10 protein-coding genes are annotated in these 14,203 nt (G+C 70.7%); 2 read left to right on the top strand and 8 right to left on the bottom strand.

What is annotated here, in order from left to right; genetic code table 11:
* Window positions 1–192: 192 nt before the first annotated feature.
* Both JOE48_RS07490 and JOE48_RS07485 read left to right on the top strand, forming a co-directional pair.
* On the top strand, window positions 193–534 hold the full coding sequence (locus JOE48_RS07490; RefSeq protein ID WP_210035629.1) for a SelT/SelW/SelH family protein: 342 nt from the start codon (window positions 193–195) through the stop codon (window positions 532–534).
* Between the two features lie 55 nt (window positions 535–589).
* A complete protein-coding gene (locus JOE48_RS07485) occupies window positions 590–2,806 on the top strand; it encodes a sensor histidine kinase (RefSeq protein WP_210028974.1) in 2,217 nt (738 codons plus the stop codon).
* Window positions 2,807–2,952: 146 nt separating this feature from the next.
* On the opposite strand, the gene JOE48_RS07480 is transcribed toward JOE48_RS07485, so the two are convergent.
* The 8 genes from JOE48_RS07480 to JOE48_RS07445 are packed head-to-tail and all read right to left on the bottom strand — an operon-like array spanning window position 2,953 to window position 14,189.
* Complete coding sequence (locus JOE48_RS07480) at window positions 2,953–4,101, bottom strand: ABC transporter permease (protein ID WP_210028972.1); 1,149 nt, start codon at window positions 4,099–4,101, stop codon at window positions 2,953–2,955.
* Complete coding sequence (locus JOE48_RS07475; protein ID WP_210028970.1) at window positions 4,098–5,114, bottom strand: ABC transporter permease; 1,017 nt, start codon at window positions 5,112–5,114, stop codon at window positions 4,098–4,100. Before JOE48_RS07475 ends, JOE48_RS07480 begins: the two co-directional genes overlap by 4 nt.
* Window positions 5,111–7,036, bottom strand: a complete 1,926-nt coding sequence (locus JOE48_RS07470; protein ID WP_210028969.1) for an ABC transporter substrate-binding protein — start codon at window positions 7,034–7,036, stop codon at window positions 5,111–5,113. The genes JOE48_RS07475 and JOE48_RS07470 overlap by 4 nt, the downstream gene beginning before the upstream one ends.
* Window positions 7,033–7,899, bottom strand: coding sequence for a hypothetical protein (locus JOE48_RS07465; protein ID WP_210028968.1), 867 nt, complete (start codon window positions 7,897–7,899; stop codon window positions 7,033–7,035). The genes JOE48_RS07470 and JOE48_RS07465 overlap by 4 nt, the downstream gene beginning before the upstream one ends.
* The gene (locus tag JOE48_RS07460) at window positions 7,899–9,740 is read right to left on the bottom strand and encodes an ABC transporter ATP-binding protein (protein ID WP_210028967.1); all 1,842 of its coding nucleotides are present in this window, start codon (window positions 9,738–9,740) and stop codon (window positions 7,899–7,901) included. Before JOE48_RS07460 ends, JOE48_RS07465 begins: the two co-directional genes overlap by 1 nt.
* On the bottom strand, window positions 9,737–11,686 hold the full coding sequence (locus JOE48_RS07455; protein WP_210028966.1) for a glycosyltransferase: 1,950 nt from the start codon (window positions 11,684–11,686) through the stop codon (window positions 9,737–9,739). Before JOE48_RS07455 ends, JOE48_RS07460 begins: the two co-directional genes overlap by 4 nt.
* Window positions 11,674–12,954: a glycosyltransferase family 4 protein gene (locus tag JOE48_RS07450; protein ID WP_210028965.1), complete on the bottom strand. Its 1,281-nt coding sequence runs from the start codon at window positions 12,952–12,954 to the stop codon at window positions 11,674–11,676. Before JOE48_RS07450 ends, JOE48_RS07455 begins: the two co-directional genes overlap by 13 nt.
* Window positions 12,951–14,189 carry a glycosyltransferase family protein gene (locus JOE48_RS07445; RefSeq protein WP_210028964.1) on the bottom strand — a complete coding sequence of 413 codons (1,239 nt, stop codon included), beginning with the start codon at window positions 14,187–14,189 and terminating at the stop codon, window positions 12,951–12,953. Before JOE48_RS07445 ends, JOE48_RS07450 begins: the two co-directional genes overlap by 4 nt.
* Window positions 14,190–14,203: the final 14 nt, after the last annotated feature.

The following is a 14,203-nucleotide window of genomic DNA, read 5'->3' as shown; positions in this document are numbered from 1 at the left end:
CGCAGCGACCCGGTGGCCGGCCTTCTAGGGCGCGGCGGCCCGGGACGTCAAGCACGGTGCGTGACGTTCCTGCGCCTGATGCGGCAGAGCGGCCAGGAACCCGACGCAGTGATTCCGCCGCGCGCACCGGAACCGCCGCCGCCCGCACGCCATGCAGTTGACAAGGCGTGGCCTGCAATGCGCTGTTCCGCCATGCACGAGAGGCCAGCGGCCGCAGAGCCCGACAGCGACCTGACCACGGGGACGCAGGCGCCGGTGAACCGGCCGCGCGTCGCGATCACCTACTGCACGCAGTGCAACTGGCTGTTGCGCTCGGCCTGGATGGCGCAGGAGCTGCTCTCGACCTTCCGCGACGATCTGGGTGAGGTCGCCCTGATTCCCGCCACAGGCGGGGCGTTCCGCATCGAGCTCGACGGCGCGCTGCTGTGGGAGCGGGTGCGCGACGGGGGCTTCCCCGATGTGAAGGCGCTGAAGCAACGGGTGCGGGACCGCCTCGACCCGGAGCGCGATCTCGGCCATATCGACCGATCATGAGGCGAGGGAACGGCGAGGAGCCTGCGGGGCACCGCGGGCCGGGGGCGGGCCCCGCTTGAGTCCGGATCACCAGTCCGAGGGCGGCGGCGTCCCGGCGGTGATTCCCGCGCGCCGATCCTGGCTGTCGCGGCGGCTCCACCGTTTCGCCGGCAACGGCTTCTCGACGCAGGTCTATCTGATTGCCCTGGTGATCGCCCTGATCGGTCCGGGCCTGCTGTTCACCAGCATCCTGCTCATGCGCTACGCCTCCGCGGAGCGGGCCCGGTTCGAGCAGGACGCCCGCGAGAACGTACGGGGGATCGGCCTGTCCCTCGACCGCGACACAGCTGGCCTGGTGTCGGTGCTCCAAACGCTGGCGACCTCGCCGCGGATCCGCCAGGGCGACTTCGAAGCCTTCGACACGCAAGCCCGCCTCGTGCGCGAGTCAATCGACTTGGACGTGCTGCTTCGGCGCCCCAACGGCCAGGAAGTGGTCAATACCGGCGTCCCGCGCACCGCGCCGCTGCCGGTGGTTCCGCTGCCGTTCGATCAGGAGCTGTCCCGGGGCACCCAGCGGGCGATGGTGAGCGGCTACGTGCCCGGCCCGACCCCCGCGGAGGCGACCTACGCGGTCGGCGTGCCCGTCATGATGGATGGCGAGGTCGCCTACATCCTGAGCTTCACCGTGCCGCTCGCGCGGCTCCAGGGCATCCTGTCGCGCGAGGTCGTACCCGGATGGACGACAGGGATCAGTGACCGCTCCGGCATCGTGATGGCGCGCCTGCCGGATCCGGATGCCGTGATCGGCCGTCAGCGGCTCGCCAGCCTTCGGCAGGTCCAGACGACGACGCCAGGCGTGTGGGAGGGCCAGGATCGCCAGCACAAGCCAGTGGTCGTGATCGAGGCGCGCTCGCGGCTGACCGGCTGGATGGTCGCCACGAGCATCCCGCAGAGCGTCGTCGACGCGCGGGTCCGGCGCTGGATCTGGGCTTTCGCGGGCTTCGGCCTGCTGGTGCTGGCCACCTCGTCGCTGCTGGCGGTCAATCTCTGGTCGCGGGTGTCGCGCCCGCTGCGCCTGCTGGCCGCTTCCGGACCGGCCCTCGCCCGCGGCGAAGCGATTCCGCGCGTGCCCTCGCCGGTTCATGAGATTCAGCGGCTCGGAGCGGTGCTGTCGGACGCCTCGCTGCGGCTGCGGACGCGGGAGGAGGAGCGCGACCGCGCACTCGCCGACACGCGGCGCGGCCTGACGGCCCTCAGCGAGAGCGAGGCCCGATTCCGCCACATGGCCGATTCGGCGCCGGCGCTGATCTGGATGACCGATGAGACCGGCGCCGTCAGCTTCGCGAACCTGCATTTCGAGCACCTGTTCGGCATGCCGGCGGCGGAGTTTGCCGGCGACGGATGGCGGCGGATCGTACATCCGGACGATCTCGACACCTTCCGCGCGGCCTTCGGCGAGGCCTTCGATGCGCGCCAGCCGTTCCGCCTCGAGGTCCGGGTGATCGACAGGGACGGAGTGGTGCGCTGGCTCCAGTGCGAGGGCGTGGCGCGCCTCGACGATGACCACAACTTCCTCGGCTATACGGGCTGCAACATTGACATCTCGGACGCGAAGAACGCCGAGGAGCACCTGCTGCTCCTGATTCACGAGCTGAACCACCGGGTGAAGAACACGCTGGCGACCGTCCAGTCGATCGCCGCCCAATCTTTGCGCGGTCTCGAAGGCGCCGAGGCCGACGCCGCGCGGGCCGCATTCGAGGCGCGCCTCCTGGCCCTCGCCCGCGTGCACGACGTCCTGACCCGCGAGAGCTGGGAGGGCGCGGAACTCTCGGCGGTGGTGGCGGACGCGATCCGGCCGCTGGAAGCGGGCGATGGCCACGCCTCGCGGTTCCGTGTGGTCGGGCCGGCGCTGCGCCTGCCGCCGCGGCTCGCGCTCTCGATCGCCATGGCGCTGCACGAACTCGGGACCAACGCCGTGAAGTACGGGGCGCTCTCGACCGAGGGCGGCTGCGTCGAAATCTCCTGGACGGTGCGCCGCGAGGCGGAGGCGCATCTGTTCCTGCGCTGGGCGGAGAGCGGCGGGCCGCTCGTCAAGAAGCCGACCCGCACCGGGTTCGGCTCGCGTCTGATCGAGCGTAGCCTCGCCCGGGAACTGGCCGGCGAAGTCACGTTGTCCTACGAGCCGGGCGGCGTGGTCTGCACCATCAACGCGCCGGTGCCCCCGCCGGGCCTGCTCGAGCGGAAGAGCGTCGCCGCACCGGCTCGGATCGCGCCGCTGCCGCTGGCGGGGTAGGCGGCGTCATCGCGAGCGCAGCGAAGCGACCCAGGGCAGCGCGCGTGCGGTGATCGTTGCGCGACTGGATCGCTTCGCTGCACTCGCGATGACGGCCTTGCTGCCGACCGAGGGCAAGTCCGGTTGAGCCCGTCGATACGCCTGGCTCAATGATACGGATCGGCGGCGTCGCGCAGCCCGTCTCCCAGAAAATTGAAAGCCAGAACCGTCACGAGGACCGGAAGCACCGGCAGCAGCAACCACGGATAGAGCTGCACCGCGGCCAGATTCTGGGACTCGTTGAGGAGTACGCCCCAGCTCGTCACCGGCGGCCGAAGACCGAGTCCGAGGAAGGAGAGGGCGGTCTCGCCGAGGATCATGGTCGGGATCGACAAGGTCGCCGACGCGATCAGGTGGCTCATGAAATTCGGGATCAGGTGGCGGCCGATCACGCGGGTCGGCGAGGCGCCCATCAACTCGGCGGCCTGGACGAAATCCTCCTCCCGCAGCGCGAGGAGCTTGCCGCGCACGGCCCGTGCAAGGCCAGGCCAGTCGAGCAGGCCGAGGATCACCGTGATGCCGAAGAAGACGAGCAGCGGGCTCCAGTTCGGGGGCAGTGCGGCCGAGAGGGCAAGCCATAGCGGCAGCTCGGGCAGCGACCGCACCACCTCGATCAGCCGCTGCACCCCGGCGTCGACAACGCCGCCGAAATAGCCCGCGATGCCGCCGAACAGCAGGCCGAGGGTGAAGGAGATGGCGACGCCGACGAGTCCGATGGTCAGTGAGATCCGTGCCCCATAGATCAGGCGGGAGAACAGGTCGCGGCCGAGCTTGTCGGTGCCGAGCAGAAACAGGGTTCCGCCCTCGGGCGGACAGACGAGGTGCAGATCGGTGTGCACGAGCCCGAGCCAGTCGTAGCCGTCGCCCCGGCACAGGAAGCGCAGGGGCTGAGGCGTGCGCGCATCGACGACGTAGTCCCGGCGGAACGTGTCGAGGTCGAGATGCGCCCGATACGGGTACACGAACGGGCCGGCGAACCGCCCCTCGTGGAAGAGGTGCACGCCTTGAGGCGGCGCGTAGAGAAAGTCGCCATTGCGTCGCGCCTGCCCGTACGGCGCCAGCACCTCCACGAACGGCACGGTGGCGTAGAGGGCGAGCAGGATCAGTGCCGAGGCGACGGCGAGGCGGTGGCGCAGGAACTTGCGCAGGATCAACCGCCACGCGGATGCGGCGCCGATCGGGCTCTCGGCCCGCGCCTCCGGCTCGAACGGCGCGGGATCAACGAAGTGGCCGGCTGCGTGGGCCGCGTCGGTCATCGTAAGCCCATGCGGATGCGCGGATCGAGCCAAACGAGGGTCACGTCCGAGATCAGCATGCCGACCAGCGTCAGCGCGGCGACGAACATCAGGATGAACGCCGCCATAAATTGATCCTGGCTGCGCAGGGCGTCGAGGAGCAGCGGCCCCACGGTCGGCAGGCTCAGCACCAGGGACACCAGCACGGATCCGGAGACGAGGTGCGGCAGCAGGTTGCCGATATCCGCCACGAACGGGTTCAGCGACATCCGGAACGGGTATTTCAGCAGCGCTCTGAGCGGCGGGAGGCCCTTGGCACGGGCGGTCACCGTGTAGGGCTTCGCCAATTCGTCGAGGAGGTTGGCGCGCATGCGCCGGATCATCGCCGCGGTGCCGCCGAGCCCGATCACCAGGGTCGGCACGATCAGGTGCGCGAGCAGCGAGCGGACCTTGGTCCAGGTCCAGGGCTGGTTGGTGAGGGCCGAATCGTAGAGGCCCCCGATCGAGAGACCGAAATATCGGTTGGTGTAGAACAACAGGATCAGCGCGAGGAGGAAGCCCGGCACGGCCAGGCCGACATAGCCCAGAAGGGTCACGACCGCGTCGCCGACCGTGTGCCTGTGCGTCGCGGAGTAGATCGCGGCCGGGATGGCCACGACGTGCACGAAGATGACCGCGGTGACGTTGATCAGCAGCGTCAGCCAGAGGGCATCGCCGACGACCTCCGCCACCGGCTTGTCGTACTCGAACGACCATCCCCAGTCGCCCTGCAGGAGGCCGGAGAACCCGGCCGGACCCGGCATCGCCCCGATCCACATCAGGTATTGCTGCCAGACCGGCCGATCGAGACCGTACTGGCGGATGAGCAGCTCGGCCTTCGCCACCGAGCCGGCGTCGCCTGTCGCGCGCAGCTCCATGATCCGGTTCGTCAGGTAATCCCCCGGCGGCAGCTTGATGATCAAGAACACGAGCGCCGAGATGACGAGGAGCGTCAGCGCCATCGTCACCAGGCGCCGGAGAATCTGGACGATCACCGGACCTCCGCGCGCTTGTCTGCGCCCTTGTCCCAGAACAGCTCGTCGAGGCGCTGAACACCGATCATCGCGGTGGGCTCCCAGGAATAGAGGGCGCGTTTCGGCAGGTTGATCAGCTGGTCGGCGCCAACCACCGGCTGCAGCGCGCCCGCCACGGTACCGATCACCCAGGTGTTGCGCGCGTGGTTCATCAGCATCTCGCGCCAGATCTCGGCCTGCTTGTCGGAATCGTCGGTCTCGCGCCACGCGCGGTCGAGCTGGATCAGCCGCTGCACGTCCGCGACATCGCAGGGCTCCCCGCTCTTGCCGCGACTCTCGACGTTCAGGCTCCAGAGCGGCCAGGCATAGTGCTCCGGCTGGGCCGGGCTCAGTTCGGTGGGCGGCATGATTGCGGTCGGGACCGCAAGGTCGAGCCCCTGCGCGGCGACCATGATCGTCATGCCGGCGATGGAGCGTCGGTGCAGGTTCGTGCGCTCCTGGGGCTTGGCGATGAGGCGGATGCCGACCTCGCGCCAGAACTCCGTGATGAGCAGCAGCGCGTCGAGCACCATCTCGGCCTCGCCGTCGCTCTCCACGACGATCTCGAGGGGCCGGCCGTCCGGCATCAGGCGCGTGCCGGAGCCGTCGCGGCCGGTCAGCCCGATCGCGTCGAGCAGGGCCGAGGCCTGCGCCGGATCGTAGCCGGCATTCAGGGTCCGCAGCTCCGGCGAGAATAGCGGGCTCTCCGGTACAATCGTATCGTTGCCCTCCGTACCGAGGCCGAACAGGAGCGTGTTGTTCAGCGTCCGCCGGTCGATCGCGAGCGACAGGGCGTGGCGATAGCGCACGTCGCGATTGAGGGCGCGCCAGACCGGATCGGCCGTGGTGAGATTCGGGTAGAGCGCGATCTCCGAGCCACGGGCCACGGGCCACAGGTTGGTCCGGTAACGGTGCGCCTTCTCGCCCTCCTTGAGGCTTGGAATGTCGGGCATCGCCAGCCCGCGGAACATCAGGTCGGCCTCACCGGCATTGGTCTTGGCGACCAGCAACCCCTGGGAGGCGACATCCATCACGAGCGTGTCGACATAGGGCAGCTGCGTCCCGGCCGTGTCGACCCGGTGATAGCTGCGGTTCCGCTCGAAGCGGAAGCGGGTCGCCGGCGAACGGGTGCGCGGTACCCACCCCTGGAGCGTCGGGCAGTCCGGGTTGTTCAGCTCGTAATTGTCGTCGAGCCGGTTGTGCAGCGCCGTCCAGCTGCGCAGCTTCTGTGCCTTGGCCTTCGCCTCGGCCGCCTCCTTGCCGACGTACCGGGCGTGGTAGGGCTTCAGGTAATGGGCCGGTCGGTAGATCAGCGGGTCGCGCGGCGCCGCCAGCGCCGGGAGGAAGGTCGGGTTCGGCCGGTCCCAACTGTAGCGGATCGTGAGCGGATCGAGGAACTCGACCTGCGGCAGCTTGCCGTCGACCAGGAAGAAGGCCGGCGGGCCTTCGGGGCTCAGTGCTTTCTCGTTGGCGACGTCTTCCCAATAATAGCGGAAATCCTCCGTGGTGAACGGATGCCCGTCCGACCAGCGATGTCCCTTGCGCAACGTGAAGGTGAAGCGTCCGCCCTCGACCTCGACCCGCTCCAGCAGGTCGGGCCGCAGATTGAGATCGGCATCGTAGCCGACGAGACGCGTGTACCCGTAGACCGACAGGTAGCGGACATCCCGCGCCTTGGCGATCAGGGTCCGGATCGTCCCACCGGCCGTGCCGACCTGGCGCCCATGGGCGGCGAGATCGACCACCATCGGAGAGGTCGGGGGGGCGGGCGCGTCCGCATCGGCCCAGCCGGCGCGGGGCCACAGGATGGAGGCGCCGAGACCGGAGAGGAGGGCGCGGCGGGAAACACCGTTGTCGCTCCGTCGGCGGGGCGGGTTGCTGTTGTGCGGGCTCTGACCGCTCACGGACCGCTCCGCAGCGTCACCGAGGTGAGCCGCGCCGGCGAGTAGCCGGTGGCCCGGTGCAGGTCGTCGAAAGCGTGGGACCGCAGGATCAGCCCAGCCGCCTGCCGGACGAGCGCATCGTCGGCCGCCTGCTCGAACGCGCGGCCGTTCCGGGTCCAGCGGATCGGCTCCGGGCTGCGCTCGGGGCCGGTGATCATCGCGATGGTCGGATGCGCCGGGCCACCATGCGCGTGGATCCGGTGCCCGGCGGCATCGTCGTCGAACAGCAGGCGGGTCAGTCCACGCGCCTGCGCCTCGACGACCCGCCGCCCCTGGGCGACGTGGTCGTCGAAGAACGCCACGGTTGCCGCCGGATCAATCTTGGACCAGTCGGCGGTCGACCAGTCGGCGGTCCTGTAGAGGGCCTGCCGGTCGCGGTACTGAAGACCCGAGAGGTCCGGGTCGTGGCAGAAGATCCTGGCGCGCGGGCAGGCCTGCCGGATCACCCAGGTGGTGAGCCCGCGGAAGACGCCGGATTCGATGACGAAATCCGGCTTCAGCGCCTGCATCGCGACGTAGAGCTGCAGGGCGCCGTTGAAGCCGCTGCCGCCGCGGCGCTGACGGACCGGCGCAGACGGGATCAGCTGCCAGAATGCCTGCACGTGCCCAAGAACGTCTCCCCCCGCGGCGATTCCGGCGGCCGCGAGGTCGCGCTCGAGGATCGCCGCTGCGGATTCGAGCAGCGTCGTCACCTCGCGCGGCGAGGTTGGCCGATGGCTCCAGTCGGGCGCGGCCGGGACGAGATCGTAGCCCAGGCGATCGAACAGGGGCGACAGCACCTTGCGGCGCAGGCGCTCCAGATAGACGGGCGGCCGCGGCTGCATCACGCCGCCTCCGCCGCGCGGGACGTGCCGAAGCGGACCCGGTGGCCGGCCTCGATCGCCCGCATGGTGCCCGCCTCGTCGGCCCCCAGCCGATACGGCTCGGCCCAGCGCGACGGATCGTTCTGCTCGCCGGTGATCGCGGCGAAATCGAGCGGATGGTCGAGGCTCGGATCGGGCACCGCCGCCAGCAGCGCCCGCGTGTAGGGATGGACCGGGCGGCGGAACAGGGCCGCGCGGGGGGCCTCCTCGACGATCCGGCCGCGGCACATCACGCTGATCGTATCCGCCATGTAGTCGATCACTGCCAGGTTGTGGGAGACGATCAGGTAGGACAGACCGAGCGCCGCCTGAAGGTCCTTGAGCAAATTCAGGATCTGCGCCTGAACCGAGACGTCGAGGGCCGAGACCGGCTCGTCGAGCACCAGCAGCCGCGGCTTCGCCGCCAGCGCCCGCGCGATGCCGATGCGCTGGCGCTGGCCGCCCGAGAAGGCGTGCGGGTAGCGGCCGAGGCCAGCGACGTCGAGGCCGACCATCGCCATCAGCGCCCGGCAGCGCTCCCGTCGCTCGGCCGCGGGGACGCCGTGGATCTCCATCGGCTCGGACAGGATCTGGCGGACCGTCATGCGCGGATCGAGCGAGGCGTAGGGGTCCTGGAAGACGAACTGCACCGTGCGCCGGTAGGCGAACAAAGTGTCGCCGCTCAAGGTGTGGACGTCCCGTGGGCCGGTGCCGTCGTCGAACAGGATGCGTCCCGAATCCGGCCGGAGCGCCCGCATGATCATCTTGGACACCGTGGTCTTGCCAGAGCCGGATTCGCCCACGAGGCCGAGGGTCTGGCCGGCCGCGAGACTCAGCGAAACGTCCGAGACCGCGTGCACCAGACGGGGCTTCTGCCAAAGGCGGCCGGCACGCAGCGTGAACGTCTTGCTCACGCCCTCGACCTGGAGGAGTGGGCCCGCGAGCGGCGGTCGCGCCTGGACCGGCGGGATCTCGGCCCGGGCCGGGCGGATCGGCGTCAGCCGCTCGCCCGGCGCCATGTCGAACCGGGGGACGGCGTGAAGCAGCGCGCGCAGGTAGGCGTGGCCCGGCGCGCGCATCACCGTGTCGCGCGGCCCGGCCTCCACGAGGCGGCCGCGATACAGGACCGCCACGTCGTGGGCGATGTTGGCGACGACGCCGAGATCGTGGGTGATGAGCAGGATCGCCATCCCGGTCTCCTCTTGGAGCCGGGCGAGCAGGGCGAGGATCTGGGCCTGGGTGGTCACGTCGAGCGCCGTGGTCGGCTCGTCGGCGACCAAGAGGGTCGGCTTCAGGATCAGCGCCATGGCGATCATGGCGCGCTGGCGCAGCCCGCCGGACAGCTCGAACGGGTAGGTCTTCAGGGCGCGGCGCGGATCCGGGAAGCCGACCCGGGCGAGCGCCTCCTGCGTTCGTGCGTCGGCCTCCCGCCGGTCGGCGCCGGTATGGATGCGCAGAGCTTCGCCGATCTGGTCGCCGATCGTGTGCAGCGGCGACAGGCAGGTCATCGGCTCCTGGAAGATCATCGCGATGCGCTGCCCGCGGATCGCCTGCATCGCCGAGCTCTCGACCGGAAGGCGAGCGATATCGGTCTCCCCGGCGCCGTCGCGGAACAGGATCTGGCCGCGGGTGATGGACGCGGAGGGCGGCAGGATCCGCAGGATCGCCTGAGCGGTCACCGACTTCCCCGATCCGGACTCGCCGACGAGCGCGAGGGTGCGCCCGCGCATGACGTCGAGGGACAAGCCGTGCAGGGCCTCGAACGGTGTGGGTTCGGTCCGAAAGGCGACGGCGAGGTCGCGGATGGACAGTAGCGGGCTCAACCAGTCCTCGCGATCGACGGGACTGAAGAATGCGGCGCCGGACTGATGGTGTCCATCGCGGCATCGTCGAAAAGCTCACGCGGATCGAGCGCGCGGATCGCGGGATGCTTGAGGAGACGTGCCAGTAGCGCTTCCACGAAGTCCCAGATCGCTTTGTCATGGCCGAGATGGTGAGTCAGCAGGCCCACAGGCCGACCCGGCGCGCGTGCGATATCGGCAGCCAGTTCGCGCAGCAGCACCTCCGGATCCCGCAGCGACCGGGACCCGCGCCAATCGATCGGATCCAATGTCGCGTCGACGCGGCGCAGACCCGGGACCGGCGCGCCAGGCACCGCGGAGAGGCCGCGATAGCCGAGATCCGGCAGGGCGGCCGCAACCGTCGAGGCGAGGCGGTTCCAGGGCGGCACGAAGACCGCAAGCAAGGCCGAACCCGGCACGCGCTCCTGCGCGAGGCGTAGGCCGGCCCCGGCATCGGCCACGAGCTCGGCGAGCGGCCGGTGAGCGCCGAACTCCGCGGGTTTCTCGCCGGCGGGCGCGTGATTGCGATGCGCGAGGCCGTGGACCGCGACGCTCACGTTGCGCGCAGCGGCGAGCCGGCGGCCGAGTGCGGGTTCGATGCCGGCCGGTATGGCGGCGAGCAGGACCGGCGCGGCGTGGGCCTCGGCGAGCGCGATCAGCCGATCGAGAGCCGGCGTAGCGGTAACGGCGTCGTCGTCGCGCCAGAAGAATCCGACCTGCCGGCCGCGCGACGCGGCCTCGTCCAGAGCGCTGTCCAGCAGGTCAGATCCGTTTTGCGCCGCAGGCCCGCGGGATATGCGCCGGCGGATGTCCAGCAGCGCCGCGGTAATCTCGACCGAGCGCCTGGCACCCCCGAGATCGAAGCTATGGGCATCGGGCGTCGGCGCGACGCTCCGGGCAGCCACTGCGCGGAGAAGCGTGTCCGCGCTGAGATCCGCCTCCGGCAGGACGTGGGCGAGGCCGCGCGCGGCCAAGCGCTCGGCGCGCAGCCGCTGCTCGGTCTCGCCCCCGGCTTCGAATGGGACCAGCACGGCCGGCGTCCCGGTGGCGAGGAGATCGGTGGCGGTGTTGTAGCCGCATTGGCTCACCGACAGCGCCGCCGCCGCCAGCAGGCTGCGGTAATCGGGTCGGGCGCGGCTGAGCACGCCCTCGGCCAGGCCCTGTCCGATCGCGCGCAGATCCGGATCCGGGACGCCGTGCCCGGCCAGGATCTGCCAGCCGCGGTCGGGCCGCCGCCGGGCGGCCTCGGCCGCTGCGCGGAGCAGGACCAGCCCGGCCGGCCCGGAGCCCGCGGCGACCAGCACACCGCCCCGCGCGGGGACCGAAGCCGGGCGGCTCCCCTCGTCAACGTACCCGGTGTAGCGGATCATCGCGCGCGTCCGTCCGTCGAGCGGCCAGGACGCGTCGAGCGGGATCAGCGCCGGATCGCTGTGGACCAGGACGGCATCGTAGAGCGCCGCCACGCGGTCATGGGCGTCGGCGATCCGCTCCGGCTTGGATGAGGCGACCAGGATGTCCCGCACGGAGGCGAGGACGAGCGGGCGCGGCGTCCGTGCGCGGGCGGCCTCCACCAGGGCGAGGAACTCCCCGGCGAGCGCCCGGCGGCCGAACGGGAACAGCTCAGTGATGACCACGTCCGGCCGGAACGCCGCCAGGGCCTCGATCATCAGCGCGCGGCGGGAGGCCAGCAGCGCCGCATCCGCCGGCTCGCCATCCGGGCCGAGCGGCGTCCCGAAAGCCGTCCCGGCGATGTGCAGCGGCGGCAATTGCACGAGGTGCACGCCGTCGAGCCGCACCATCGGGGCCGGAACCCCGCCGGATATCAGCACCACGCCGTGACCAGCCTCGACGAAGGCGCGGGCGAGGGCGGCGGCCCGGGTGAGATGGCCGGCACCGAGCAGATGCGTCACCGCGATCAGGACGCGCACGCGGACAGCTCCTGTTCGCTTGCCGAAGCGGCAGCTCCGAGCCCCACGGAGGCACGAAGCCGGCCCGCGATCAGGTCGATCGCGGCTTCCTCCGAGAAGTTCTGCACGAGCCGTGCCCGCGCGGCTTCACCCAGGTGCCGGCGCAGGGCCGGGTCACCCGCAAGACGTTCGAGAGCCGATGCCAGGATTGCAGGTTTGCCGGGCGGGACCAGCACCCCATGCACCCCGTCGGTGAGGAATTCCGGCGTGCCCGCGAAGCTGGTCGCGAGGATCGGCAGGGCTTGGCTCGCGGCCTCCATGAGCACGTTCGGCAGCCCGTCGCGGTCGCCTCCGGGTGCAGGCTTCGTCGGCAGCACGAACAGGTCCGCCTCGCGCATGGCGGCGATCACGTCGGGCTGCGCCAGGGAGCCGCGGAACGACACCCGTCCCGACAGACCGCGCGCGTCGACCTGCGCCTCGAGAGCGCGCCGAATCTCGCCGTTGCCGATCAAATCGAGGCGCCAGTGCAGGCTTGCGGGTAGGGCGGCCACGGCGTCGATGAGGTCGTCATGCCCCTTCTTGGCGACGAGCCGGCCGACGCAGAGGAGCCGGAGCGGTGCCGTGGGATCCGAGCCGTCACGAGGCGCGCGCGCCGCGGGCGGAGCGGGAAAACGGCCGAGGTCGAGACCGTGATAGGCGAGAAGCGTCCGGCCGGGAGCCAGGCGATCGAGGCGCGCGAGACCATCGCGGGTGCAGGTCACGCCCCAGGTGGCGTCTTTGAGCTTCTCGCGCAATTCCCAGTCCGGGGTCGTCCAGATGTCCTTGGCGTGGGCGGAGAAGCTCCAGTCACGGCCGGTCAGAAGCGCGGCATAGCGGGCGACGCTGGCGGGCGTGTGAAGGAAGTGTACGTGGAGATGCGCGATGTCGGCGGGCAGCTCCCGCGCGAGGACCAGGGCCTGCCCGAGCCGCCGGATGCGCGAGGCGGTCGGGTCGCGCCGCAAATCACGGGCGAACAGCTTGAGAAGCGCCCCTGCGCGCGGTCGCCGAAGCGCGGCGGCGAGGCCGGCGAGCACGCGCAGCGGCGCGTCGCGAAGATACTCGGGAAGGTAGGCGATTGGCGCCCGGATCTGCCTGTGCATCGGATGCAGCGCCCGGTCGGTCGGCCGGCGCAGCGACCAGATCTCCAGGGACAGGCCGCGTCGTTCAAGGGCCAGCAATTCCTGCGCGATAAAGGTCTCGGACAACCGCGGGTAGCCCTTGAGCACCACTGCGACCCGTGCGGGCTTCATGAGAAAGCCCGCACGCAGGAGGGCTCCACCGCAACGCCCGCCAGGGCCCGGACCCTGCGGGCAACCGCGTCGAGGCCGTCGAGCAGGCCCGGAACCAGGACCCGCGACGGCTCGGACTGATCCGGCAGGGCGCGCAAGGCCGCAGCCATGCGCTCGGGCGCTCGGCCGTCGGCTTCCAGCAGAACCCGGACGAGCCCCAGCCGCTCGGCCGCCTGCGCGCGGATCGCCTGTTCCCGCCGCGGCTCGGTGCGGGGGACCAGAATCGCGCGCCGGTCGAAGGACAGGATCTCGCAGAAGGTGTTGTAGCCGCCCATCGCCACGACGCCGGACGCCTTGCGCATCAGGAACTCGATCTCACTGTCGAAGGTGATCGCGGAGATCCGCCCGGCGAGCCTGCGGATGCGCCCCGCGAAGCCCTCGCGGGTTGCCGCATCGAGGAACGGGCCGAACGCGATCAGGGCGGGGAGGGGGATCCCGGGATCGATCTCGTAGGCGCCGATCACCCAGTCGATGAGCGTCGCGCCGTCGCCGCCACCGCCCGGTGTCACGAGGATGAACGGGCCGCCCGCAATGGCTGGCTCCTCCCGGTCGGCACGCGGCTCGGGGAGCGCCCGGCGGAGATAGCCTGTGTAGATCAGGCGGTCACCGATCCGCGCAGACATCTCGGCCTCCATCGGCAAGGCTGCCAGAGGCTCATGGATGCGGCTGAGCCCGTAGACCCAGATCTCGTCGTAGAAGCGTGCCATCGTCTCGGCCGCACCCTTGCGCTCCCATTCGGGAACGAGGCGGTCGGCATCGTCGAGCACGTCGCGCAGGCCGAGGACGAGCCGGATCCCGCGGCTTGCGGCCGCCTCGAGCACCGGCATCAACTCGCCGTGAAAGCCCGCGGGCTCCTTGTCGACGATGATGAGGTCGGGCCTGAAGGCTTCGCAGGCCTGCGCGATGATCGCCGATCGCTGCGCGACCGTCCGAGCCAGGGGAATGTCGCCGTCGAGGCTCGCATAGCCGCCGTCACGGAACTTCGTCACCGGCGGCAGGCGGACCGTGCGCACGCCGGGCGCGAAACCGAAACGGTCGATCACCGGCGAGCCCGACACGATCGTCGCCCGCGCCCCGCGGTTGCGCGCCACGATCGCGTTGGCGATCGCCCGCGAGCGCCGCAGATGGCCGAGCCCGAAGGTGTCGTGGCTGTAGATCAGGACGCGTGGGGCGGGAGACGCCTCGTCCACTCGCATCAAGGAGACCGCCC

This window comes from Methylobacterium sp. PvR107 (genome assembly GCF_017833295.1).
Classification (GTDB): Bacteria; Pseudomonadota; Alphaproteobacteria; order Rhizobiales; family Beijerinckiaceae; genus Methylobacterium.
Note: the sequence above shows the minus strand (reverse complement) of the source record. Positions and strands in the feature narration are given on the sequence as shown.